Origin of the sequence: Halovalidus salilacus, from assembly GCF_031852275.1 — an archaeon.
GTDB classification, from domain to species: Archaea; Halobacteriota; Halobacteria; order Halobacteriales; family Natrialbaceae; genus Halovalidus; species Halovalidus salilacus.
The window spans coordinates 1033481-1055887 of the sequence record NZ_CP134700.1 but is presented as its reverse complement, the minus strand read 5'-3'; the positions used below and the strand labels follow the sequence as shown (position 1 = coordinate 1055887).

Below are 22407 nucleotides of genomic sequence, written 5' to 3'. Positions count from 1 at the left end.
CGACGGCTCGACGACCGGCCCGGCCACCCGACGACCGTCGTACCAACGCACGTTGGAGGCAGGCATATGCCCCGGAAGCCGCTACGGAATACCACGGGGGAACACCACATCATCATCCTCGACGCGCCCCCCGCGTCGAACCCTCTCTTCCAGCCCTCGAGTGAGAACGTCGGGCCGAGTCCGACAGTATAAGCGCCCGGACGACCCAGCCTCTGGTACAGCCATGCGGACGCCCGACCAGAACGCACAACTCGCGCTCCTCCTCGAGGTCGCCGGCACTCCGAAGCCGGGGAACGTCGACCGACGGCGCGACCTCGCTGATCTCCGGTTCGAACACTTCCTCGCGGGCGCGGTCGGCGCCCGCGACGGCCTCGAACTGGCGGCGGAGGGCGCGGCCGTCGGCCCGGCGTTCGAACGCGCCGTCGCGGGCATGGCCGCCCAGGGCGGCGGCAACACCCAGTTCGGCGCGCTCCTCCTGCTCGTCCCGCTCGTGCGCGCCGCGCGTGACGACCTCTCGCAGCCGCACGTCGAAGCGGTCGTCGAGGAGACGACCGTCGCCGACGCGGCCGCCTTCTACCGGGCGTTCGAGCACGTCGACGTCTTCGTCGACGACCCGCCCGAGGGCCTCGAGCCCCTCGACGTTCGACGCGGTGCGGAGGCCGTTCCGGCCCTCGAGGAGCGCGGACTGACGCTGCTCGACGTGATGGAGCGCAGTGCGCCGGCCGACGACGTCGCCCGCGAGTGGACCACCGGCTTCGAGCGATCGTTCGCCGCCGCCGAGCGCATCGCCGAGGCCCCCGGGCCGGTACCGGACCGGGCCGCCGCGACCTTCCTCTCACTGCTCGCGGAGCGACCCGACACGCTCGTCGTAAAGCGCAGCGGCGAGTCCGTCGCGGCCGACGCGACCGCCCGGGCACGCGAACTGTACGAGGCGAACGCCCTCGAGACGGCGCCCGAGCGCGTCGAGGCGTTCGCCGACGACCTCGTCTCCCGGGGCGTGAATCCGGGCACGACCGCGGATCTCGTCGCCGCGGGGCTGTTCGTCGCCCTCGAGCGCGGGGCGGTAGAGGTGTGACCGTGCCCGGGGATCGATCCGGCGAGTGGCCGGTCGAACTCGCCGGCGTCACCGAGTCCGTCGTGACGACGCTCGGACCGAACGACCGCTGGAACGCCGCGGCGCTCGGTCTGTTCGCTCCGGAAACGAGAGACGGGGACGGCGGCGATGGCGGGGACGGCGAGGCCGAGGGGCGGATCACCGCCCGTACCTGGGGCAACACCCGCACCCGTCGCAACCTCCACCGGCGCGGGGAGGGCTACGTCCAGTTCACGCGCGACCCCGTCGACTTCGTCGAGGCGGCGCTCTCGATCCACGAACTCGAGGACCCCGTCCTCGACTCGGCGAACGCGTGGGTCCGCGTGACCGTCGAACGGATCGACCGCGGAACCAGCGGCGAGACCGACTGGGAGGAGTGGGCGCTGACGCCCGTCGAGTCGACGGTGGTCGAGGAAACCGTCCCGACGATCGACCGCGGCTTCGCCGCCGTCGTCGAGGCCACCGTCGCCGCCTCTCGCCTCGGCGTCCCCGAGTACGACGAGGCCGTCCTGAGGGAGCGTCTCGAGTACTTCGCCTCGGTCGTCGATCGGGCTGGCGACCCCCGGGAACGCGAGGCGCTCGAGCGGATTCGGGAATACTCGGGCTGGTGAACGGCGTCGTCGGTGAGCGCGCCGATACCGACGACTGACGACCCGCGGGTTGTCACACCTCGTTACGACTTTAAATACGAGGACGGGGCCAACGCCCGGTATGGGTTTGCACTTCAGAACGGCGACGGACGTCTTCGTGAAGACACTCCCGTTCGTCGCGCTCCGAATCGGTATCGGCCTCCTGCTGGGGGCGTTCGCCACGGTCTACTTCGGATCCGTCGGGTGGCTCGGATACACGTTACTCGAGTCGGGATCGATTTCGGAACTGATCGCGTTGGGCGGAGTGGTCCTCGCGGTCGCGATCTTCATCGCTGCGTGGCGGATGTTCAGCAGGTACGTGCTCTACGCGGTCAAAGCGGCGCACATTGCGGTGATCGCCCACGTCGTCGACACCGGCGAGGTGCCCTCGAACCAGATTCGGTTCGGGAAGGATCGAGTCGCAGAACGCGTCGTGGAGACCACCGTTCTGTTCGGCGTCGACCAGCTAGTGAAGGCGATCGTCAAGCAACTGACGAACGCCGTGGTTTCGCTGGGGAGCCTCGTCGCCGTCGTGCCGACGCTCCGCACGTTCGTCCGGGTGGTCGCTCGAGCGCTCGGCCTCGCGGCGAACTACGTCGACGAGGCGATCGTGGCCTACATGTTCACGAGCGACGAACAAAACCCGTGGAAGGCGGCCAAAGACGGCGTCGTCCTCTACGGGAAGAACTGGAAACCGGTACTCGGCTCGACGATGCTGATCGTGATCGGCATGTACGCGACGGCATTCGTCCTGCTCACGGCGCTGGCCCCGATCGCCTCGGTTCTGGCCGACCTGTCGCCGGCGTTCGAGGTCGTCGGCTGGGTCGTCGTCGCGGGGACCGTCCTCACGATCTACAGCGGCGTTCTCAAGCCGTGGGTGAAGACCGTGGTGATCACGACGTTCCTGGTCGAATCGCGCGACGATACGCCGGACTCCGAGACGGCCGACTGGATCGCCGGGAAGTCGGAGTCCTTCCGTGAACTGGCCGGAAAGGCCGAGTCCGAGGAACCCGTGACCGCCGACGATGCGCACGCGCAAGCGGCCGATCCGCGCACGGTCTCCTGAAAACTCGTCCACGGTTCGACGTCGACTCGAGCGACGCCGATGGCGTATCGGCCGCCCGGCGTATCCCACCGCAGTCTCGGCCGAGCCGCGGCGAGGCGAAAGGGAGCCTATTAAGAGCCTCTGGACGATACTCGCCTGTATGGCAATCAAACCGGCCTACGTCAAGAAGACCGGGAACCTCCTCCTGGAGCGGTACCCGGACGCGTTCACGACCGACTTCGAGCAGAACAAAGACAGCGTCGAGAAGCTGACCAACATCGAGTCGAAGGGCGTCCGCAACCGAATCGCGGGCTACGTCACGCGAAAGAAGGGCGCGGAAGTCCCCGCCTGAACTGGAATTCTCGAGTTCGTCTCGCCGATCGACGAGCGGAGCGGCCGACCGCCGGGCGCTGGTTCGAACGGACCGATCGTCACCCGTCCCCGTCGGGCGATGAGCGACGAATCGACGACGGCGTCTCGGCCACCGCGTCCGGTGAGAGAAGCGTTCGATGGCGACCGTCCTCGAGACGGTCGGCGATCGGTACGAGTGCGAGCGCTCGAGCGCGCTCGGCTTTCGAGCGGCTCTCAGGGTTCCATGTAGGCCGCGACGAAGAGCGCGAGGACGCTGATGCCGGCGGCGAAGGTGAGGGCGACCGCACCGGTCACGACGTCGAGTTCGTAGCCGATGATCGGAAACGGCACCTCGTTGTACCCGTTCCAGCCGGCGACGAGCCCGACCACGAGGCTCAGGATCGCGACGACCACCGCGGCGGTGCTGAACGTGCTGTCGAACAGGCCCGTGTCGCTCGAGGTCGCGGTCGAACTGGTCATCTGTCCCACCTCGTCTCGTCGGTGTGAGTCGGTCGATCGGTCTGCATCTATCGAACGAATTTTCGCGCGGTTTCTTAATCCCTTCTATGCCGGCCTGCGCAGTGAGTCCGTCGCGCTTAGCGATCGATCCCGTCGCCCTGATCGCGCTTCGAGGGTCGCGTGTGACACGGTCTCTCGGTCGAAATCCAAACCGTTTTGCGGACCCACGACCCATTGCCGCAAAATGGCTGTACGAGTAGGCGTCCTCGGCGCGACCGGCGCCGTCGGACAACGACTGATTCAACTGCTTGACCCGCACCCGGACTTCGAGATCGCCGCGCTGACCGCGAGCGAGTCGAGCGCCGGTAAATCGTACCGCGAGGCCGCGAAGTGGCGCGTCGACTCCCCCATCCCGGAGGACGTCGCCGACATCACCGTCACCGCGACCGACCCCGACGAGGTGCCGAACGACGTCGACCTCCTCTTCTCCTCGCTGCCCTCGAGCGTCGGCGCGCGCGTCGAACCGCCCTTCTGCGAGGAGGGGTACGTCGTCTCGTCGAACTCCTCGAACTCGCGGATGGCCGACGACGTCCCCCTCGTCATCCCGGAGGTCAACGCCGACCACCTCGACCTGCTCGAGGTCCAGCGCGACGAGCGCGGCTGGGACGGCGCGCTCGTGAAGAACCCCAACTGCTCGACGATCACGTTCGTCCCGACGCTCGCCGCCCTGACGCAGTTCGGCCTCGAGAAGGTTCACGTCGCGACCCTGCAGGCGGTCTCGGGCGCGGGCTACGACGGCGTCACTTCGATGGAGATCATCGACAACGCCATCCCGCACATCGGCAGCGAGGAGGACAAACTCGAGACCGAATCCAGGAAGCTGCTCGGGGCGTTCGACGGCGCGGAAGTCGACCACCACGAGATGGCGGTCGCCGCCTCGTGCAACCGGATCGCGACCCTCGACGGCCACCTCGAGAACGTCTGGGTCGAGGCGGAAGAGGAGCTGACGCCCGACGCGGCGGCGGAAGCCATGCGCGAGTACCCCTCGCTCGACCTGCGTTCCTCGCCCGACCCGCTCATCCACGTCTTCGACGAACCGGACCGACCCCAGCCCCGCCTCGACCGCACGCTCGGCGACGGGATGGCGGTCTCCGCCGGCGGGTTCCGCGAGTCGACGTTCGGCCTGCAGTACAACTGCCTCTCGCACAACACCATCCGGGGCGCAGCCGGCGCGAGCGTCCTGAACGGCGAACTGCTGGTCGAGAACGGCTACCTCTAACCGGGTACGCGCCTTCGTCCGGTTTTCCGCCGTCCGTTTCCGCGTTGCGATCCCCGTTCGATTCTGCGTACCAACCGCCGGTTCGATATCGTGTTCCGACTCCCTCGAGCCCTGCCTCGACTCGGCGGGAGCGCCCGGACGGGAGACGCAGATCGGACGACCGGCGAGGCCGCCGTTACCGTCCCCGGTCGCCGGTCACTCCTGGCCCACTCGCGGGGGTAACGCGACGACCGGCACAGACGCCTCCTTCACCATCCGTCGCGCCACGTCGCCGGTGAGCACCTCCGCGAGCCGGTTCCCCTCGCGGGGCGTGAATACGACGGCGTCGACGTCACGCTCCGTCGCGCCGTCGAAGACCGTTTCCACCACGTCGGCGCCGTAGAGAACCTCCGTCTCGACGGTTCCCTCCGCGTCGGAGAGCACCGCTCGCGCCCGATCGAAGATCTCCTCCGCGTACTCCTGGCGGCCCTCGAGCGGGACGGAGTCGGGTCCTCCCTCTCCCCGTTTAACCACGTGAACGACGATGGCGGTGCTCGTCGGCTCGAGTCGAGGGGCGAGCGCTCGCGCGGTGCGCTCGCCGTCGTCGGGGTCGGCCGCCGGGACAAGCACCCGACCGCCGAACGTCAGCGCCACGCGGCGCCACCTCCGTTCGCGGCGGTCGCTCCGTGGCCCGTGGCGTCGTCGATTCCGATCGGTCGGCGTCGGCCGTCCGTCGCGTCGCGTTCCATGTCGAGGGAACGTTAGGCGACGGGGCGCTTAAATCCGGGCCGTCGTTCCCGGCACGGGAGCGGGCGGCGCGCTCGGTTACGGGAGAACCTGGTTCTCGAGGTCGTCGAACGACCCCGTCTCGCGGACCCGCTCGACGTTCTCGGCGACGACGTCGGCCAGTCGATCGTAGTACTTCGGCGTGTGGCCCGCGTTGTGCGGGGTCAGTTGGACGTTTTCGAACGTCCACAGCGGGTGATCCGGCGGGAGCGGCTCGGGGTCGGTCACGTCGAGCGAGGCCCCGCGGATCGAGTTGCGCTGGAGCGCCTCCACGAGGGCGTCGGTGTCGACCACCGGGCCGCGGGCGACGTTGACGAGCACGGCGTTCGGATCGAGGGTGTGCAGCGCGTCGCCGTCGATCAGGCCCCGCGTCTCGTCGGTCAGCGGACAGGCGAGGACGAGGTAATCGCTCCGGGCGAGCGCGTCCTGGAACGCCGCCTCGTCGTCGAGTCCGACCACCTCGTCCGTCGGGCCGCCCTTCTCCGGCGTGTACCTGACGCCGATCGTCTCGACGCCGAAGGGCTCGAGGCGCTCGCAGACCGACGTGCCGATGGCCCCCAGGCCGACCACGGTGACGGTCGACCCCTGTAGCTCGTGAGCCCGGTAGTGGCGCCACTCTCGCCGGCGCTGTCTGCGGGCGCCGACGTGGAACCGTCGGGTGAACGCCAGGATCGCACCGAGGACGTGCTCGCCGATGTTCGGCCCGTGGACGCCCGAGGCGTTCGTGACCGCGACGCCGCGTTCGGCGAGCGCGTCCATCGGCAGGTGGCCGGTGCCGGCGTACGCGCAGGCGAACAGTTCCAGTTCGTCGGCCGCCTCGAGGGTCTCCTCGTCGATCGTCACGCCGGTGGCGACCGTCGCCGTCGGGATCAACTCGCGCGCCTCGGCGGGCGTTCGCGCGCGTCGAACTGCGACCCCCTCCGGGACGCGCGCCTCGAGCGCCGCGACGTACTCGTCCATCGGGACGCCGTGAGTTCCGCGACCGAACACCAGAACGTCGAAATCGTCGACCATACGCCCGCTGTCGAGCGGGAGCTTCAAGAATGGTACCGGTACGGCACGCGCTCGGCCGGAGGGCCGTCTGCTGCGGGCCGCGCTTCGAAGTGACCGGCGAACCGCCGCGTCAGTCGTCGTCCGCGGTCAATCGGTCCACCTCGGCTCCGATCTCCTCGACGACCGCGTCAGTCGTCGTCCGCGGTCAATCGGTCCACCTCGGCTCCGATCTCCTCGACGACCGCGTCCTGCTCGTTGCTCGCGTCGACGACCGCCTCGACCGCCGACGAGACGTCGACGGCCCGATCCCGCGTGCTGTCGACCATGCCCGCGACCTCCTCGGTGCTCGCCGCCTGGTCGTCGGTCGCCGACGCCACCTGCGTGATCCCCTCGGCGGCTTCGCCGACCGATTCCTCGATGCGGCCGAGGCTGTCGACGGTCTCCTCGACGAGGTCGACCCCGTCGGCGATCTCCTCGTTCGCCTCCTCGAGGCTCTCGACGGTCGTTTCGGTGTCCGCCTGGATCTGGGCGACCATCGACTCGATGTTCTTGGCCTCCTGCTGGGACTCCTCGGCGAGCGACTTCACCTCGTTGGCGACGACCGCGAAACCGTCCCCCGCCTCGCCCGCCGTCGCCGCTTCGATGGAGGCGTTGAGCGCGAGCAGGTTAGTCTGGTCGGCGATCGTGTTGATCACCTCGACGATCTCGTCGATGCGCTGGACGCCCTCCCGGAGGGTCTCGACGTCGTCGGAGACCTCCGTCGCGGCGTTTTCGACGCTCACCATCTTCGTGATCGCCTCCTGGGCGGTGGTGGTCGTCGAGGAGGCGATCTCCTCGGCGCGCTCGCTGGTCGCGCTGACCTCCTCGGCCTGCGAGGCGATCTCCTCGACCGTCGCCGAGATGTTCGAGATTTCGCCCGCGACCTCGGACATCGACGACGTCTGTTCGTCGGCGGCCTCGTCGATCGCCGCCGCGCGCTCGAGGACCTCCGCGGAGCGCTCCCGGAGGGTCTCGAGTTCGCGCTCGACGTTCGCCGCGACCGTGCGCTGGCGCTCGAGTTCGTCCTCGACGTCGGCGTAGGAGTGGATGTACGTCTCCATCGCGATCTGCTGATCGAGGTTCAACAGCCGCAACGCGGAGAGGACGTCGTCGGTTGCGGAGCCCACGAGCTCCGTCGCGTCCTCGAGGGAGACGACTCGCGCTCCCCCGTTCGCATCGTCACCCGCGTCGTTGGTTGCGTTCGTCCCAACTTCGGCGGTTGCATTCGTTCCAGCTTCGTCGGTTGCGTTCGTCCCAGCCTCGTCGTCCGCCTCGTCCCCGTCACCCGCGACGAACGAGCGCTGCTCGAGTCGGCGGACGACGTCCGCCTCGACGGCCTCGAGGATCCCCTCGTAGTAGATCGCGTAGGCCCCGAGGTAGAACTTCGGCCCGAGATTGATCACGTCGTGAACTTTTCCGACGCGCGCCCGACGGTCGAAGTACGTACGGTCGTACTCGCCGCGACCGAGCGCCAGCAGATAGCGGCGCTGATTCGCCTCCAGCATCTCGATCGTCTGCGGCGACCGCTCGAGGTAGGCGGCCGACGCTCCGTCCGCTCGGAGGTGATCGTAGAACGCGCCCACGAGGTCGTCGGCGATCTCCTCGAACAGCGGCGCCATCGACTCGAGGCGGGCGGCGTCGCGGGCGTCGAAGCCGGTGAACTCCTTGCGCCAGGCGATCTCCTCCCCGTCGAGCCCGATCTCCTCCGTCAACTGCCGTCCGTTGACCGACCGTCGTTCCCCGTCCGATACCCCCGCCGCGTCGCTCCGTGCGTGCCGAGCCATTAGAAGCAACAGGGTCACCTCACAGTATATGTCTGATGGCCACCCGCACGAAAAAAGCCGTACCGCAGACACGTCCTTTCCCGGATGTTCGAAAACACCGCGTGCGCATCACCCGAGGCGTCGCCGCTCGAATCGGTGCGGCTGCACGAGAATCGGGTTCGATCCGCCGGACCGACGGTCGCGGCGGCTCGGTCCGCTCAGACGGTGACGCTGGTCGGATCGATCCAGACGACGAACTCGTCGTCGTCCTCCCGGCGGACGATCCCCGTGATCCCCTCGCCGGCGACCGACTGATCGACAGCGTCGGTCCTGATCTCTCGCACCTGGTGGACCTCGTCGGCGAGCCAGCCGATCCGCTCGTTCGAACCGCGCTTGCGCTTGAAGACGATGATTCGGTCGCCGAACTCGCCGTCGATGTCGAAGATCGTCTTGAGGTTGACGATCTTGGTCGTCTCGCCGCGCAGGTCCATGACGCCCTCGATGTGCGGGGGCGTGTTCGGGATCGTTCGGAGGCGCTTCGTGTTGACGATCTCGGCGATGTAGCCGATCTCGACGCAGAAGCGTTCCTCGCCCAGATCGAACTCGAGTACGTGGGTCTCCTGGGGTCGGTCGTTCGATTCGTCCGTCGTCGGGTTTGGTGCTAGTCGTGACATCGCGTTCGCGCTCGTGTCGGTTGGTTCGTCCGTCGTCGTCGGTGGTTGGTTCGTCCGTCGTCGGTGGGTAGCTCGCACTCACTCGTCGGTGTCGGCCAGTTCCTCGAGGCGTTCGAACTCCGCCGAGAGTTCGTCGATCGCCGCCGCCTGTCGCTCGCTCGCGTCGACGATCGCGTCGGCGTCCTCGGAGACCGCCCGGGCCTGTTCCCCGGCGGTGTCGATCATGCTCGCGACCTCCTCGGTGCTCGCCGCCTGGTCGTCGGTCGCCGACGCCACCTGCGTGATCCCCTCGGCGGTCTCGCCCACCGCCTCCTGGATGCGGCCGAGGCTGTCGACGGTCTCTTCGACGAGGTCGACCCCGTCGGCGATCTCCTCGTTCGCCTCCTCGAGGCTCTCGACGGTCGTCTCGGTGTCCGCCTGGATCTGGGCGACCATCGACTCGATGTTCTTGGCCTCCTGCTGGGACTCCTCGGCGAGCGACTTCACCTCGTTGGCGACGACCGCGAAACCGTCCCCCGCCTCGCCCGCCGTCGCCGCTTCGATCGAAGCGTTGAGCGCGAGCAGGTTGGTCTGGTCGGCGATCGTGTTGATCACCTCGACGATCTCGTCGATGCGCTGGACGCCCTCCCGGAGGGTTTCGACGTCGTCGGAGACCTCCGTCGCGGCGTCCTCGACGCTCACCATCTTCGTGATCGCCTCCTGAGCCGTTTCGGCGGTGGTGGAGGCGATCTCCTCGGCGTGCTCGCTGGTCGCGCTGACCTCCTCGGCCTGCGAGGCAATCTCCTCGACCGTCGCCGAGATGTTCGAGATTTCGCCCGCGACCTCGGACATCGACGACGTCTGTTCGTCGGCGACGTCGTCGATCTCCTCGGACCGCTCGACGACCGCCACGGAGCGCCGTCGGAGGTCCTCGAGCGAGTCGGTGACGGTTCGCGCGATCGCCTCCTGTCGCTCGAGCCGGTCGCAGAGGCGCCGGTTCTCCGCCTCGAGCGCCGCGATCCGTTCCTCGGCGTCGGGTGGCCCGGACCCCCGACCGCCGCCCGTATCCTCGGCGTCGGGTTCGTAATCGCCATCTATCGCCATTCTGATGATACCATCAGACGATCGGCGCATATAGTTATTGGCCCGCAGCTTACGTGTAGCTGAGTCGACCGGTTTTGGGGCAAGCGGCTGGTGAAAAGGCTGTCGGCCGTCCCGATCGACCGGGCAACTCGAGTCGGGAGACTGGGCTCTCCGATCGAACTGTATCCGTTTCAGCGGGCTGCGCGCGATCGTAACGACGGTCCAATCCGGTTGGAAAATCGATCCCCTCGCGCTCGACCGGAACCGTTTCGCGTCTCTCCGATCCGATCTAATTCGATCCGATCGGGGGTCAGCCGATAGCCTCGATCAGCTCGTCCATGTCGAGCCACGCGACGAGTTCCGCGCCCTCGTCGGCGGGCTTTTTGATGATGTTGCTGACGAACTCGTGGTCGATGTCGGCGTTTGCGACCGCCGCCGTCTCCTCGATCTGGTCGTCGTGGTGGGTCACGGCCTGGGAGACGTCGCTGACCCGGACGCCGAGTTTCTGCTTGTCCTCCGAGCGCTTGAGCACGACGATGTACTGGTCGTCGGCCGGCGGCACGCGCTCGATGTCGAGCAGCGCCGTCGGGTCGAGGATCGCCGTGATCTCCCCGCGGAGGTCGGTGACGCCGTCGATCGCGCCGGGCCCCCGCGGGAACCGCGTGATCTCTTTCATCTCGACGATCGCGCTGATTCGCTCGATCTCGATGGCGTACCGGTCCTCCCCGAGGAAGAACTCGAGCACCTGGACGGTCTCCTCGTCGTGGTGAGCCGCGGCCACGAGGGTGTCGCTCTCGACGAAGACGGCGTCGTCGCCGGCTCCGCCGGTGAACCCCTCGTCGGCGTCGTAGAATCCGTCCGTATCTACCGTCGCGTCGACGGTCGGCTCGGAACCGTACTGGTTCGCGATCCCGACCGTCCCGACCGAGCCGCCGTACTGACCGCTCGAGGCGGTCGCGTCCCCTCCCTCGGGGGTGCCGCCCTGCGCGCTCGCCGGCTCTGACGCCCGGGGTTGCTGCTGGGCCTGCGAGGACGCTCGAGGACCCTGAGGGTGCTCCTCGACGTCCCCCTCTCGATACGAGAGTTCGCGCCCGTCCGCGGGTGCCTCCGAGGCGGGGGCCGTCTCGCCCTCGCTCGGCCCCGTCTCGCCGGGATCGGTATCGTCCGGTTCGGCCGCGGACGACACGTCGGACGAATCGTCCGAGTCTGCGCCGTTAGTATCTGGGCCGCCAGCAGCTGCGTCGTCGGCGTCCGCGCCGCCCGCACTGCCGACGTCCGTTCCGTCGGCCTCCGCGCCGTCCGCGCCGGAGTCACCGTCGTCCGATTCGGGAGCCGTCGCGTCCGGATCGGTCGACTCCTCGGTCGCACCCTCGCCCGCCGCGGATTCGGTCTCTTCCGGTTCGTCCGTCGAATCGTCGGCGTCGTCCGCGTCCCGGCCCGTCTTGGCCCGGTTGCGGATTCGCCTGATTCGATCCGCTCTGTCGTCGGTCACGCAATCACTTCCGTTCTGGAGAATTCTTCGTCGATCATCGTTGCAAGCTCCGCGAACTCCTCGCGCATGTCCACGTCCTCGTCGACGGCGAAGATCGAGCGGCGGGCGGAGAACGCTCGTTGGAGCGCGACACGCTTTCTGACCTTCGCCGTCGGCACGTCCTCCATGGCGTCTTCGAACCACTCGACCATCGAGCGGGCCTCGCCGGTCGTCTCGATGCGGTTGATCACGAGCGCTCGCGTGTCGATTCGAACGCCGTGTTCGTCCTCGAGCGCGGCGACGTAGTCGTACAGCAACTCGAGGGCCCGCTTGCTGGTCGATTCGGCGAGCGCCGGGACGACGAGGTTTCGCGCGGCGTACAGCGCGTTGTCGGTGAGCATCCCGAGCTGTGGCGGGCAGTCGACGACGACGTAGTCGTAGGACGACGCCGCCGAATCGAGCAGCGTCGCGAGTTTCGCCTCACCGTCGGGTTCCTGGAGGAGCGTCGCCTCGGCTGCGGTCATGTCGATGCTGCTGGGCAGCACGTCCATCTCCGGGTGGTCGCGGATCAGCTCCTCGACGGCGACCCCCTCGGGATCGAGGAGCGCGTCGAGGATCGTGGGTGGGTCCTCGTCGTAGGCGTCGACGAAGCCGAGGCCCTCGGTCGCGTTCCCCTGCGGATCGAGGTCCACGAACAGCACCTCCCGCCCGCGATCGTTCAGCGCGCCCGCCAGGTTGATCGCGACGGTCGTCTTCCCGACGCCACCCTTCTGGTTCGTGACGCACAGCCGCGCTTGGTCCGCCATATCGACTACGAGTTCCGAGCCACCCCACATAAGACAAACGGCCAATCGGATCGGCGAACCGCCGGACCTCTCACCCGATCACCACGAGGAACGCGCCGACGCGGCTCGAGGGGGGACGTCGCCCACAACAGCTAAATAGACCGTGTCGTTGGCCACATTCTTTATACGTATTTCGTGGGTATCCGCCGCCATGGCAGCTACCGTACTCATCGTCGACAATTCCGACGCGGCCCGAGGACCCCTCCCGAGGGAACTCGACGTCGACGAGGAGTCGACCGAACGCGCGACCGACCGCACGCCGGTCACCGGCGGCTCCTGATGGTTCGAGCCCTCGTCGTCGACGACTCGAGCGTGATGCGGGAGATCCTCTCGCAGATCCTCGAGTCGGGCGGCATCGACGTGGTCGCCCGGGCCAGCAACGGCTACGAGGCGCTCGAGGCGATCGAGGAACACGATCCCGACGTCGCGACGGTCGACATCAACATGCCGAAGATGGGCGGGCTCGAGCTGATCGAGCGCGTGATGGACGAGCGACCGCTCCCGGTCCTCGTCGTCAGCTCACAGACCGAACGGGGCGCGGACGTCACGTTCGAAGCGCTGGAGCTCGGCGCCATCGATTACGTCACGAAACCGAGCGGCGAGGTGTCGATCGACATCTGGAGCAAGGATCAGGAGATCATCGAACAGCTCGAAACGATCGCCCGAATCGACGAGGATCGACTGCGCCGGGCCGCCGGCCCGACCGACGCGGCGGCGTCCGACGTCGACGCCTCGGGCTCGTTTCCGAACGACCCCACGCTGATCATCGGCGCCTCGACCGGCGGACCACAGGTCGTCGAGCGCGTCCTGCGGGAACTTCCCAGCGAGGCTGGACTTCGAATTCTGGTGGTACAACACATGACAGATCATTACACGAGCCGGTTCGCACAGCGGCTCGACGAGGCGAGCGAGTACAACGTACGAGAAGCGACCGACGGGGACCGCGTCGGTCCGGGCGACGCCGTGATCGCGAAAGGCGGCTACCACCTGGACGTCGTCGGCTTTCCGCGGGGGACCGTCCGAGTCGAACTCGACGGCGGTCCGAAGCGGCACAACGTCCGGCCCGCCATCGACGTGACGATGGAAGCCGCCGCCGAGCGGGTCACCGGCAACCTCGTCGGCGTCGTGATGACGGGCATGGGCGCCGACGGCGCCGAGGGGCTCTCGTCGATCAAAGCCGCCGGCGGCAAGACGATCGCCCAGGACGAGGAGACCTCCCGAATCTTCGGGATGCCCCAGCGGGCGATCGAGACCGGCGACGTGGACATGATCCTCCCCGAAGAGCGGATCGCCGAGGGGATCACCAACGCATTCCGGGGGTGGTCCGCGTGAGCGACGCGATGAACACGTTCGTCCACGAGAGCGAGGAGGACCTCCTCGAGTTGAACAACGCCCTGCTCGACCTCGAGCGGGACCCGGCGAGCTCCGAGGCGATCGAGACGGTGTTCCGGGTCGCCCACAACCTGAAGGGGAACTTCGGCGTGATGGGCTTCAGCCGCGCGGGCGACCTCGCCCACGCGATGGAGGACCTCCTCGACCGTATCCGCGACGGCTCGCTCGCGGTCACGGCCGACCGGATGGACCTCATCTTCGAGGGCGTCGACCACCTCGAGGTGATGGTCGGGGAGATCGCCGAAACCGGCGAGACCCGGACGGATCCGTCGGCGACGATCGACGCGATTCGGCGGTCGATCGATGCCGGGGAATCGCCCGCCGTCGGAGCCGCGACCGGCGACGAGGGCACCGACGACGGCGATTCGGACGGCGGCGCACGTTCGCTCTCGAGCGATCGGTCCGTCCCGTACGCGACGCTCGCCGAGACCGTAGACGAGGAGATCGACCTCGAGGAGGACGCGAACGTCTACCGGGTCACGATCGGTCTCGGCGACTCGGCGTCGGCGCGCGTCGACGCGATGTTCGTCCTCGACGCGATGAGCGACGAGCACGACCTGATCCACACCGTCCCCGAACGGGACGCGATCGAAGACGCCGACGCCGACGAGGACGGCGTCTTCGACGGCGAGTTCGACGGCTACGTCCTCGTCGACGGCGAGGGCCGGGACGAGGTCGAAGCCTTTTACCGGGACAATCGGTACGTCGACGACTGTTCGATCGAGGACGTCACGGAACGGCTCGCGTCGACGCGATCCGACGACGACGGCGACGGACTCGGCGGCGTCCACCGGTCGAAGGAGGTCGAATCGATCAGGGTCGACGTCGAGCAGATCGACCAGCTGTACAACCAGGTCGAGGAGATGGTCACGAGCCGGATCAAGCTCCGCAAGATCATCGAGGGCAGCGACCTCGTCGAGGCCGAGGAGGAGCTCGAGGAACACGGCAAGATCACCGAGAGCCTCCAGGATACGGTCCTCGAGATCCGGCTGGTGCCGCTGCAGAAGATCGTCGGCAACTTCCCGCGGGTCGTCCGCGACCTGGCCCGGCGCCAGGAGAAGGAGATCGACTTCCGGATGGAGGGCGTCGACATCGAGATGGACCGCTCGATCCTCAACGAGTTGAGCGATCCGCTGATGCACATCATCCGGAACGCCGTCGACCACGGGATCGAACCGCCCGCCGAGCGCGTCGAGAAGGGCAAGCCCCGCGAGGGGACGATCACGCTGACGGGCGACCGCGAGCGCGATCACGTCTCGGTCACCGTCGAGGACGACGGCCGGGGGCTCGACCTCGAGGCGATCGAGGAGAAGGCGGTCGAGAAGGGCATCCACACCCAGGAGGAGATCAACCTCCTCGACGACTCCGAGGTGTACGACCTCATCTTCCACCCCGGGTTCTCCACGCGCGACGAGGTGACGGAGGTCAGCGGTCGCGGCGTCGGGATGGACGTGGTCAACCAGGTCGTCCGCGGCGTCGACGGCTCGATCAACGTCGAGAGCGCGCCCGACGAGGGAACGAGCGTCACGCTGACCCTGCCGGTGAGCGTCGCGATCGTGCGGGTGCTGTTCGTCACGGTCGAAGGGGAGATGTACGGCGTCCCGATCAAGAACATCGACGAGATCTCCGCCTTCGAGGACGTCAACGACCAGACCGTCGAGGGACAGGAGGTCGTCAGACACGACGACCGGGTCTACCCCCTCGTGTCGCTGGGAGAGAGCCTCGACGTGCCGGGGACGACGGCGTCCGACGACGACATGGTCGTGCGGATCAAGGAGGACGTTCGACAGATCTGCATCCGCTGTGACGACGTCGTCGGCCAGGAGGAGGTTGTGATCAAACCGTTCGAGGGCATCCTGAGCGGCGCCCCCGGCATCAGCGGTGCCTCGGTCCTCGGCGAGGGTGAGGTAGTGATGATCCTCGACGTCGAGACGCTCTAGCGATGGCCGTCGACCTCGCCGCCGGCGCGTCCGCGGCGATCGACCCGACGAAATCGGACCCCGACTCGCGACCGAAAACACAGCAGGCACGTATGTTCACCCAGACCACCGCACCGCCGTCCGTTTCAGGCCTCGAGCGACCGCACCGCGCGGGAGGGTCGGCGTGACCGACGGCCGCCGCGACGACGCCGACTCGACCGTTCGCAGCGTCGGATCGAAGGATCCGGCGCGGTCCGTCGCTCGAGCGATGAACGCCGAGAACCGCAGTGACGGAGACGAGGCCGGCGACGACCTCGAGGACCTCTCCGAGATGTCGATCTTCCTGCCGCGGTCGACGCCCGACGCGGAGGAGGTTCCCGCGAACGGGGCCGCAGGTCGTGCGGTCGGCGCCGGGGTGGACCCCGACCTCGAGGTCGGGGTGGACCTCGACGGCGAGCCGATTCCGGTCGGCGTGGCGGACTTCGCCGTGACCGACCGCCCGCGGCCGCTGACGACGAGCGGCGTCGGTTCCTGTCTCGCCGTCGCGATCTACGACGAGTCGGCCGGCGTGAGCGGCCTCGTCCACGTGATGCTCCCCAACGCGGCCGAGTCGAACGCTCGCCGGCGCAACGACGCGAAGTTCGCCGACACGGGCATCGCGCGGCTCGTCGCCGAGTTGGAAGCGCTCGGCGGCCGTCCCACGCGGGCGAAGGCGAAAGCCGCGGGCGGCGCGGAGATGATCGAGTTCTCCCAGTCGGACCGCTCGATCGGCGAGCGAAACGTCGAGGCGGTCCGGGCGGCGCTCGCCGAACACGGCGTCGACGTCGTCGCCGAGGACTACGGCGGCTCCGTGGGGAGGTCGATCGTCTTCGATCCGGAGCGGTCCGAGCTCCTCGTCAAGACCGGCCGAAACGACGAGAAAGTACTCTAACGGTCCGACGCCGGGGTAGCGGTCCGAACCGTCGAATTCGTCGGTTCCGTCGGATCCGACTCCCACCTCGTTTGCCGGTCGGCTCGAGCGGCCTACCGCCCCTCGAACGTCGGCTCCTCCTTCTCGCGAAACGCTTCGATTCCGCGCGCGAAGTCCCCGGTCTCGGCGAGCCCCGCGAGGCGTTCGGCCTCGAGGTCGAGGTGGTCGTCGAGGCAGTTGGTCGACGACCGCCGGAAGAGGTCCTTGATCTCCCCGTAGGCGCGGGTCGGACCCGAGGAGAGGTCGGTCGCGACCGCCTCGAGCCTGTCGTCGAACTCGTCGGCGGGAACGACCTCGGTCGCGAGGCCGATTTCGACGGCATCCTCCGGGCCGATCGGCTCGCCGAGGAAGGCGAACGACTGGGCACGGCGCCGGCCCACGAGTCGGGGCAGGAGCCACGTCGATCCGCCGTCGCCGGAGAGGCCGATCCGCGGGTAGGCGTACTCGAACCGGGCGTCGTCGGCGACGAGGACGACGTCCGCCGCGAGCGCGAGGCCGAGGCCGCCCCCGGCGACGACGCCGTTGACCCCCGCGACGACCGGCTTGGGCGCGCCGATCATCGCCTCGATCCCCGCGTGGAGCGAGTCCGCGAGCGACTCGAGGCGCTCGGCGTCCGACTCGTCGCCCTCGAACGTCGTGAGGTCCGCACCCGTGTTGTACGTCCCCTCGGTGCCGGTCAGCGCGATCGCCCGGACGTCGTCGTCCTCGGCGAGCCTCGAGAGCGCGTCGGCGATTCCGTCGGCCATCTCGCCGTTCATCGCGTTGTACGCCTCCGGCCGGTCCATGACGATGCGGCCGACGCCGTCGTCGACGTCGACGCGAAGGTGGGTTTCCGAGCCCATACGCACCGTGCGACGGCCACCGGGAAAATTCGAGGGGCCGAGGAGCTGTCCGTGCGACAGGCGCTCCGTCCGTCGAATCGTCGCCCGATACCGTGCGAAAGACGGAAGCCGTCGACCGACCGAATCAGAACGAAATCGGACGCCGTACGGACCACACCATTCATCGTCCGCGCCGCACGATCGTACCAGAACCGATGACGTCGACGCCGAATCGGAACGAAGACGGACCGGGAATCGCCTTCGTCTGCGTCCAGAACGCCGGCCGGTCGCAGATGGCCGCCGCGTTCGCCGAGCGCGAACGCGAGGCCCGGGGATTCGAGGACCTCGAGGTCGTGACCGGCGGCACGGACCCCGCCGACGCCGTCCACGGCGAGGTGGTCGACGCCATGCGTGACGCGGGGATCGACCTACGCGACCGCACGCCCCGAGAGATCACGCCCGAGGAGATCGACGGCTGTGCGTACGTCGTCACGATGGGCTGTTCCGCCGAAGGGGTCTGCCCGGCCACCTGGTCGGGCGAGAACCGCGACTGGGGGCTCGAGGACCCCCACGGGAAAGAGCCCGAGGCGGTCCGGGAGATCCGCGACGAGATCGAATCGCGGGTGAACGCCCTGTTCGACGAACTCGAGGACGCGCGCTCGGCGGACTGACGACCCGCGGTCGAACGCGTCTCCGCGGGGCTCCGAGCCGACGGCGCTGAAACCGCGTTCGATTTCACGAACTCCACGCCGAACCGAATTTCAAGCAGTTTAATACCAGCGACTGAGTGTCAACGGAGTATGGAACGCGTTGACGTCGCGATCGTCGGCGGCGGACCCGCGGGGGCCTCGGCCGCCGAACGGGCCGCATCCCACGGCGCCGACACGGTGCTGTTCGAACAGGGCGTCCCCCGCGAGGACCGCGACGGCCTCGGTCCCGACTCGACCGACGCCGCCGGCATGCTCGACTACTGGGTCGACATCATGGACGTCGACTACCGGGAGATCCCCGACGAAATCATCCTGCGAGAACTGACGGGCACCGACTTCGTCGGCCCCTCGAGTCGCATCGAGATCGACTCGACCGGCATGGACGCCTCGTATCCGAAGTTCGGCTACACCTTCCACCGCGCACGGATGGACGACTGGCTCCACGAGCGCGCCGAGGAGGCCGGGGCGGACCTCCGGGTCGGCACGGGCGTCAAATCGGTCGAGACGGAGTTGCTCGGCGGCCCGACCCACACGCTGACGCTCTCGAACGGCGAGCAACTCGAGGCCGACTACCTGATCCTCGCCGACGGCCCCCAGCGCCGGGTGACCATCCCGACGCTCGATCAGTTCCTCCCGCCGGGGACGAGCATGACCGAGTACCTCTCTCCCCCGAGGGCCAACCACATCGCCTACCAGGAGTACCGGGAGTTCCCCGAGGAACTGTTCGCGGAGTTCGAGGACCGCCTGAAGTTCTGGTGGGGCTACATCCCCGGCGAAACGGCCTACCCGTGGATCTTTCCGAACGACGGCACGGTCGCCCGCGTCGGCCTCACCATGCCCATCGGGATGCGACTCGAGGACGTCCGGAACCCCGCGTCGTACAAGCTCCTCCGGCCCGACGACGAACAGCTTCCCTCCGCATCGGAGTACCTCCGCCGCCTGCTCGAACGCGAGTACGGCGACGAGTACGATATCGACGAGGACATCCCGATCGTCGAGGACCGCGGGAAGTCGAAGGGCACCGAGACGTACCCCATCTCCTCGACGCGTCCGATAGACTCGCCCGTGCGGGCGAACGTCGCGGTCGCCGGCGGCGCGATGGGCACGACCTCGGCGTTCCACGAGGGCGGCTACCACGTCGCCGTTCGGACCGGAACGATCGCCGGTCGGCTCGCGGCGACCGATTCGCTCGCCCACTACAACGACATCTGGAAGCGCGCGATCGGCAGCGAGATCCTCCGCAACGTCGCCTTCGCCGACATCGTCGCCGACTACGAACCGGACGACTGGGACTGGGCGTTCCGGACGGCCTCGAGGATGCAGGACTCGAGCAAGGGGAACGCCCTCTTCTCGAAGAAGTTCTCCGCGGGCGCGGACGCGCTCAGACTGCTGGCCGCCTACCGAAAGCGCAAGTTCGCCTACCGGAAGGGACGGTACGTCCAGTTCGGGGCCGACGAGTACGTGTACTGACCGTCCTCCTGGGGTCACAGCCCCCCGACGCTCCGACGTCCGTCGACGCCGAGCGTACCGCCCGACGCGCGACGCCGAACGCCGACCTGTCCGCCACACATCACTCGTGGGGAACGTTTTTCTCGTCTGCCTTCCACGCCTGCACCATGGGCGAATTCGACCTCGACCTCAGGGCGGTCGAGGAACACATCGACGAGGAGTTCGACATCGAGGGGAGCATCGTCCTCGACGTGCTCGACGGAACGACGCCGCCGGAAGACCGACTCGAGGCGGTCGAGAAGGGGAACGTGCTCGTGTTGTACGTCGACGGCGACGTCAACGAACTGGCGACGGGCTTCGCCCGGCACGTCAAGGAGTCCGGTGGCAACCTCGTCCACTTCCGCGGCTTCCTGATCGTCGCGCCGCCGGGCGTCGAGGTCGACACGAGTCGGCTGTGAACCCGATTCGGCGCGCGAAACGTGCTCGCGAGTGACGAAGATCCGTTATGAACGAGGTTCTGGTCGTCAACCGGTCGACGGGTAGCGGGTACGCTGGCCGCGGTGGGCCCGGTCGCGGAAGGGCCCCGTACACGGAGCGGCCTGCGACCTCCGACCTCCAACTTCCGACGGTCGACGGTCGACGTCCGGCACGCCTCTAATACCCCCGGGCGCATACGACTTCCATGACCGTGATCGCCGAAATCTCGATACGGGCGGACCAGTTTCTCCTCGGCCAGATCATCGCCGAACACCCCGGCGTGTCGGTCGAACTCGAGCGCGTCATCCCGACCGAGAAACGGATCATGCCGTACATCTGGGGGTACGGGTCGAATCTGAGCGCGTTCGAGGCCGAGATGAACGAGAGCGAGAACGTGAAATCGATCGCCGTCCTCGACGAGTACGACGACCGGGCGCTGTACAAGATCGAGTGGGAGGATCCCGCCGAACAACTGATCACGGGGATCACGGGGACGGACGCGACCATCCTCGAGGCCCACAGCGACGACGAGTGGTCGTTTCGAATCCGGTTCGGGGATCACTCGGGACTCGCCGCGTTCAACCAGTACTGCGCCGATCGCGGCATCCGGTTTCGGCTCAACCGGGTCTCGTCGCTCGACGACGTTCCGCCGATCGGCGACGACTACGGGCTCACGGAGGCCCAGTACGAAGCGCTCTCACTCGCCGTGGAACGGGGCTACTTCAAAGTCCCCCGCAAGGTGGAGTACGAGGAACTCGCCGACGAACTCGGCGTCTCGGTGCAGGCGCTATCCGAACGCGTGCGGCGAGGAGCGGACAAGGTCCTCGAGACGGCGTTAGGCCACCCGCGATCGGGAAACGCGTGAGCCAATGTTCAGGGCGACCAGTACTACCGAGATAAAGGCCATGACTACACCGGATCAGGGGCTTTCGTAGTCCTCCGCCAGTGGCCGTGCATGGTCGAACGACTTCGATTGGAACGAGCCACGACCCCCGAATTTCTCGATACGCTGTTCGTCCTCCTGGCCGACTCGCGTCGACGCTCGATTCTGCAGGTTCTCGTCGAACGCGGCCGACCGGCAACCGTTCACCGACTGGCGGCCGAACTCGCCGCGCTCGAGTACGACGTACCCGTCGCGGACGTCCAGAGCGACCAGCAACACGAACTCTTCCTCGAACTCGCTCACGTACACCTGCCGTTACTGGACGATACGGGGATGCTCGCGTGGGATCGGGAAACCGAGCGCGTCGCGCTCACGCCCCTGCTCGATCAGCTATCGGTGACGGTCCCCGATCTTCGCGGACTGTTCGCCGCCGCCGTTCCGGGCTGGTCGGAGCCGAGGTAGGGAGTCAAACCCGACGCGAGTCCGCGTCGTCGCGACGCGGTTACGCCGAGTCGTCGGCCGCCGACGGCGACGGAACGAACGTCAGGTGGTGACCGTCGGGGTCGCGGACGACGACCCGATCCTCGTCCGCGTCGTCGACGGACAGCGCGCGGTCACGGAGGGCGTCGGCGACCGCGAGCGGATCGGACGTCTCGAACCCCAGATCCACGTGAACGCCGCCTCGAGCGTCCGCGATGCCCAGCTGGGGCTCCCACAGCTCGAGCGCCATCGGCCCGTTCATCCGGACGCGCGTTCGCCGCTCGCCGCGGTCGACGGTCTCGAACCCCACCTCGCGCCACATCGCCTCCGCGCGCTCGAGGTTCTCGACCTCGAGGACGACCTCGAAGACGCCGTCGATCCCCGGACCCTCGACGTCCTGCTGTCCGAGTTCGACGCAGTTTCCGTCGGGATCGTACAGGTAGAGCGACTTCGCGCTCCCGAACTGCACCTCCTCGAGGTCGCCGTCGTACGCCCGCTCGAGGCGGTCCCACCACTCGCCGTACTCGTCGGCGGGGATCGAGAACGCGTAGTGGGTGTGGAGGCCGCCGCGGGGGACGCCCGCGGGACGTCGGAGCACGAGGTCGGTCCCGCCGGCGGCCAGGGTGAGTTCGTCCGCCGCGGCCGATCGAACCGTCATCGAGAGCGTCCCCTCGTAGAACGACCGCGCCTCCTCGAGGTACTTGACCTCGAGCGCGAGCCAGGCCAGTCGAGAGAGCATGAAGCCACGTACGGGGGTCGGTACCAAAGAGGCGTCGCCGACGGGCGCTCGGATCGACGGTCCGAGGGGAGCGGCACCGACTCGCCGCCCGATAGCCGG

General features: G+C 68.0%; 23 protein-coding genes and 1 pseudogene. 14 read left to right on the top strand and 10 right to left on the bottom strand.

Annotated elements, in window-relative coordinates; all coding sequences use genetic code 11:
• Window positions 1-223 precede the first annotated feature (223 nt).
• From RJT68_RS05145 to RJT68_RS05130, 4 genes are all read left to right on the top strand, one after another.
• Window positions 224-1075, top strand: a complete 852-nt coding sequence (locus RJT68_RS05145) for a triphosphoribosyl-dephospho-CoA synthase (protein WP_407039301.1) — start codon at window positions 224-226, stop codon at window positions 1073-1075.
• A 2-nt stretch (window positions 1076-1077) separates the two neighbouring features.
• A complete protein-coding gene (locus tag RJT68_RS05140; RefSeq protein ID WP_407039300.1) occupies window positions 1078-1704 on the top strand; it encodes a DUF447 domain-containing protein in 627 nt (208 codons plus the stop codon).
• Window positions 1705-1804: 100 nt separating this feature from the next.
• Window positions 1805-2788, top strand: coding sequence for a hypothetical protein (locus RJT68_RS05135; protein ID WP_407039299.1), 984 nt, complete (start codon window positions 1805-1807; stop codon window positions 2786-2788).
• 139 nt (window positions 2789-2927) lie between these two features.
• A complete protein-coding gene (locus RJT68_RS05130; protein WP_254767894.1) occupies window positions 2928-3119 on the top strand; it encodes a 30S ribosomal protein S17e in 192 nt (63 codons plus the stop codon).
• Between the two features lie 233 nt (window positions 3120-3352).
• Here the strand turns inward: RJT68_RS05130 and RJT68_RS05125 are convergent, their stop codons facing one another.
• The gene (locus RJT68_RS05125; protein ID WP_407039298.1) at window positions 3353-3598 is read right to left on the bottom strand and encodes a hypothetical protein; all 246 of its coding nucleotides are present in this window, start codon (window positions 3596-3598) and stop codon (window positions 3353-3355) included.
• A gap of 223 nt (window positions 3599-3821) precedes the next feature.
• On the opposite strand from RJT68_RS05125, the gene asd reads away from it, so the two are divergent.
• Window positions 3822-4856, top strand: coding sequence for an aspartate-semialdehyde dehydrogenase (gene asd / locus RJT68_RS05120; RefSeq protein WP_407039297.1), 1035 nt, complete (start codon window positions 3822-3824; stop codon window positions 4854-4856).
• Between the two features lie 195 nt (window positions 4857-5051).
• On the opposite strand, the gene RJT68_RS05115 is transcribed toward asd, so the two are convergent.
• From RJT68_RS05115 to RJT68_RS05085, 7 genes and pseudogenes are all read right to left on the bottom strand, one after another.
• Window positions 5052-5489 carry a universal stress protein gene (locus RJT68_RS05115; protein WP_407039296.1) on the bottom strand — a complete coding sequence of 146 codons (438 nt, stop codon included), beginning with the start codon at window positions 5487-5489 and terminating at the stop codon, window positions 5052-5054.
• Window positions 5490-5660: 171 nt separating this feature from the next.
• Window positions 5661-6635 carry a D-2-hydroxyacid dehydrogenase gene (locus RJT68_RS05110; RefSeq protein ID WP_407039295.1) on the bottom strand — a complete coding sequence of 325 codons (975 nt, stop codon included), beginning with the start codon at window positions 6633-6635 and terminating at the stop codon, window positions 5661-5663.
• A gap of 167 nt (window positions 6636-6802) precedes the next feature.
• Window positions 6803-8437 (bottom strand): globin-coupled sensor protein, encoded by a 1635-nt coding sequence (locus RJT68_RS05105; protein WP_407039294.1) that lies wholly within the window; start codon window positions 8435-8437, stop codon window positions 6803-6805.
• A gap of 197 nt (window positions 8438-8634) precedes the next feature.
• Window positions 8635-9090, bottom strand: coding sequence for a chemotaxis protein CheW (locus RJT68_RS05100; RefSeq protein ID WP_407039293.1), 456 nt, complete (start codon window positions 9088-9090; stop codon window positions 8635-8637).
• Between the two features lie 78 nt (window positions 9091-9168).
• Window positions 9169-10053 (bottom strand): annotated as a pseudogene (locus tag RJT68_RS05095) (methyl-accepting chemotaxis protein); the annotation flags it as partial.
• Window positions 10054-10462: 409 nt separating this feature from the next.
• Window positions 10463-11644 carry a chemotaxis protein CheW gene (locus tag RJT68_RS05090; RefSeq protein WP_407039292.1) on the bottom strand — a complete coding sequence of 394 codons (1182 nt, stop codon included), beginning with the start codon at window positions 11642-11644 and terminating at the stop codon, window positions 10463-10465.
• Complete coding sequence (locus RJT68_RS05085) at window positions 11641-12429, bottom strand: ParA family protein (RefSeq protein WP_407039291.1); 789 nt, start codon at window positions 12427-12429, stop codon at window positions 11641-11643. The genes RJT68_RS05090 and RJT68_RS05085 overlap by 4 nt, the downstream gene beginning before the upstream one ends.
• A 190-nt stretch (window positions 12430-12619) precedes the next feature.
• Here RJT68_RS05085 and RJT68_RS05080 point away from each other — a divergent pair, with 190 nt between their 5' ends.
• The 4 genes from RJT68_RS05080 to RJT68_RS05065 all read left to right on the top strand — a co-directional run bounded on the left by RJT68_RS05080 (window position 12620) and on the right by RJT68_RS05065 (window position 16710).
• Window positions 12620-12748 (top strand): hypothetical protein, encoded by a 129-nt coding sequence (locus RJT68_RS05080; protein WP_407039290.1) that lies wholly within the window; start codon window positions 12620-12622, stop codon window positions 12746-12748.
• Window positions 12748-13800 (top strand): chemotaxis-specific protein-glutamate methyltransferase CheB, encoded by a 1053-nt coding sequence (gene cheB, locus RJT68_RS05075; RefSeq protein ID WP_407039289.1) that lies wholly within the window; start codon window positions 12748-12750, stop codon window positions 13798-13800. The genes RJT68_RS05080 and cheB overlap by 1 nt, the downstream gene beginning before the upstream one ends.
• Complete coding sequence (cheA, locus tag RJT68_RS05070; protein ID WP_407039288.1) at window positions 13788-15800, top strand: chemotaxis protein CheA; 2013 nt, start codon at window positions 13788-13790, stop codon at window positions 15798-15800. The genes cheB and cheA overlap by 13 nt, the downstream gene beginning before the upstream one ends.
• Before the next feature lie 163 nt (window positions 15801-15963).
• Complete coding sequence (locus tag RJT68_RS05065) at window positions 15964-16710, top strand: chemotaxis protein CheD (protein WP_407039287.1); 747 nt, start codon at window positions 15964-15966, stop codon at window positions 16708-16710.
• 92 nt (window positions 16711-16802) lie between these two features.
• Here the strand turns inward: RJT68_RS05065 and RJT68_RS05060 are convergent, their stop codons facing one another.
• Window positions 16803-17591: an enoyl-CoA hydratase/isomerase family protein gene (locus tag RJT68_RS05060; RefSeq protein ID WP_407039286.1), complete on the bottom strand. Its 789-nt coding sequence runs from the start codon at window positions 17589-17591 to the stop codon at window positions 16803-16805.
• A gap of 194 nt (window positions 17592-17785) precedes the next feature.
• On the opposite strand from RJT68_RS05060, the gene RJT68_RS05055 reads away from it, so the two are divergent.
• The 5 genes from RJT68_RS05055 to RJT68_RS05035 all read left to right on the top strand — a co-directional run bounded on the left by RJT68_RS05055 (window position 17786) and on the right by RJT68_RS05035 (window position 21551).
• Window positions 17786-18241, top strand: coding sequence for an arsenate-mycothiol transferase ArsC (locus RJT68_RS05055; RefSeq protein WP_407039285.1), 456 nt, complete (start codon window positions 17786-17788; stop codon window positions 18239-18241).
• 129 nt (window positions 18242-18370) lie between these two features.
• Window positions 18371-19750, top strand: a complete 1380-nt coding sequence (locus RJT68_RS05050) for an NAD(P)/FAD-dependent oxidoreductase (protein ID WP_407039284.1) — start codon at window positions 18371-18373, stop codon at window positions 19748-19750.
• A 146-nt stretch (window positions 19751-19896) separates the two neighbouring features.
• Window positions 19897-20187 (top strand): DUF5779 family protein, encoded by a 291-nt coding sequence (locus RJT68_RS05045; RefSeq protein WP_407039283.1) that lies wholly within the window; start codon window positions 19897-19899, stop codon window positions 20185-20187.
• A 224-nt stretch (window positions 20188-20411) separates the two neighbouring features.
• Window positions 20412-21071: a helix-turn-helix domain-containing protein gene (locus RJT68_RS05040; protein WP_407039282.1), complete on the top strand. Its 660-nt coding sequence runs from the start codon at window positions 20412-20414 to the stop codon at window positions 21069-21071.
• A gap of 90 nt (window positions 21072-21161) precedes the next feature.
• Window positions 21162-21551, top strand: a complete 390-nt coding sequence (locus RJT68_RS05035; protein ID WP_407039281.1) for a DUF7344 domain-containing protein — start codon at window positions 21162-21164, stop codon at window positions 21549-21551.
• 40 nt (window positions 21552-21591) lie between these two features.
• On the opposite strand, the gene RJT68_RS05030 is transcribed toward RJT68_RS05035, so the two are convergent.
• A complete protein-coding gene (locus RJT68_RS05030; RefSeq protein ID WP_407039280.1) occupies window positions 21592-22308 on the bottom strand; it encodes a VOC family protein in 717 nt (238 codons plus the stop codon).
• Window positions 22309-22407: the final 99 nt, after the last annotated feature.

Coding starts and splice junctions, on each gene's coding strand:
- RJT68_RS05040 (WP_407039282.1), top strand. CDS start 20,412: ATGACCGTGATCGCCGAAATCTCGATACGGGCGGACCAGTTTCTCCTC.
- RJT68_RS05055 (WP_407039285.1), top strand. CDS start 17,786: ATGACGTCGACGCCGAATCGGAACGAAGACGGACCGGGAATCGCCTTC.
- RJT68_RS05125 (WP_407039298.1), bottom strand. CDS start 3,598: ATGACCAGTTCGACCGCGACCTCGAGCGACACGGGCCTGTTCGACAGC.
- RJT68_RS05045 (WP_407039283.1), top strand. CDS start 19,897: ATGGGCGAATTCGACCTCGACCTCAGGGCGGTCGAGGAACACATCGAC.
- RJT68_RS05105 (WP_407039294.1), bottom strand. CDS start 8,437: ATGGCTCGGCACGCACGGAGCGACGCGGCGGGGGTATCGGACGGGGAA.
- RJT68_RS05060 (WP_407039286.1), bottom strand. CDS start 17,591: ATGGGCTCGGAAACCCACCTTCGCGTCGACGTCGACGACGGCGTCGGC.
- RJT68_RS05110 (WP_407039295.1), bottom strand. CDS start 6,635: ATGGTCGACGATTTCGACGTTCTGGTGTTCGGTCGCGGAACTCACGGC.
- RJT68_RS05030 (WP_407039280.1), bottom strand. CDS start 22,308: ATGCTCTCTCGACTGGCCTGGCTCGCGCTCGAGGTCAAGTACCTCGAG.
- RJT68_RS05080 (WP_407039290.1), top strand. CDS start 12,620: ATGGCAGCTACCGTACTCATCGTCGACAATTCCGACGCGGCCCGAGGA.
- RJT68_RS05035 (WP_407039281.1), top strand. CDS start 21,162: ATGGTCGAACGACTTCGATTGGAACGAGCCACGACCCCCGAATTTCTC.
- RJT68_RS05085 (WP_407039291.1), bottom strand. CDS start 12,429: ATGGCGGACCAAGCGCGGCTGTGCGTCACGAACCAGAAGGGTGGCGTC.
- RJT68_RS05050 (WP_407039284.1), top strand. CDS start 18,371: ATGGAACGCGTTGACGTCGCGATCGTCGGCGGCGGACCCGCGGGGGCC.
- asd (WP_407039297.1), top strand. CDS start 3,822: ATGGCTGTACGAGTAGGCGTCCTCGGCGCGACCGGCGCCGTCGGACAA.
- RJT68_RS05130 (WP_254767894.1), top strand. CDS start 2,928: ATGGCAATCAAACCGGCCTACGTCAAGAAGACCGGGAACCTCCTCCTG.
- RJT68_RS05100 (WP_407039293.1), bottom strand. CDS start 9,090: ATGTCACGACTAGCACCAAACCCGACGACGGACGAATCGAACGACCGA.
- RJT68_RS05145 (WP_407039301.1), top strand. CDS start 224: ATGCGGACGCCCGACCAGAACGCACAACTCGCGCTCCTCCTCGAGGTC.
- cheB (WP_407039289.1), top strand. CDS start 12,748: ATGGTTCGAGCCCTCGTCGTCGACGACTCGAGCGTGATGCGGGAGATC.
- RJT68_RS05135 (WP_407039299.1), top strand. CDS start 1,805: ATGGGTTTGCACTTCAGAACGGCGACGGACGTCTTCGTGAAGACACTC.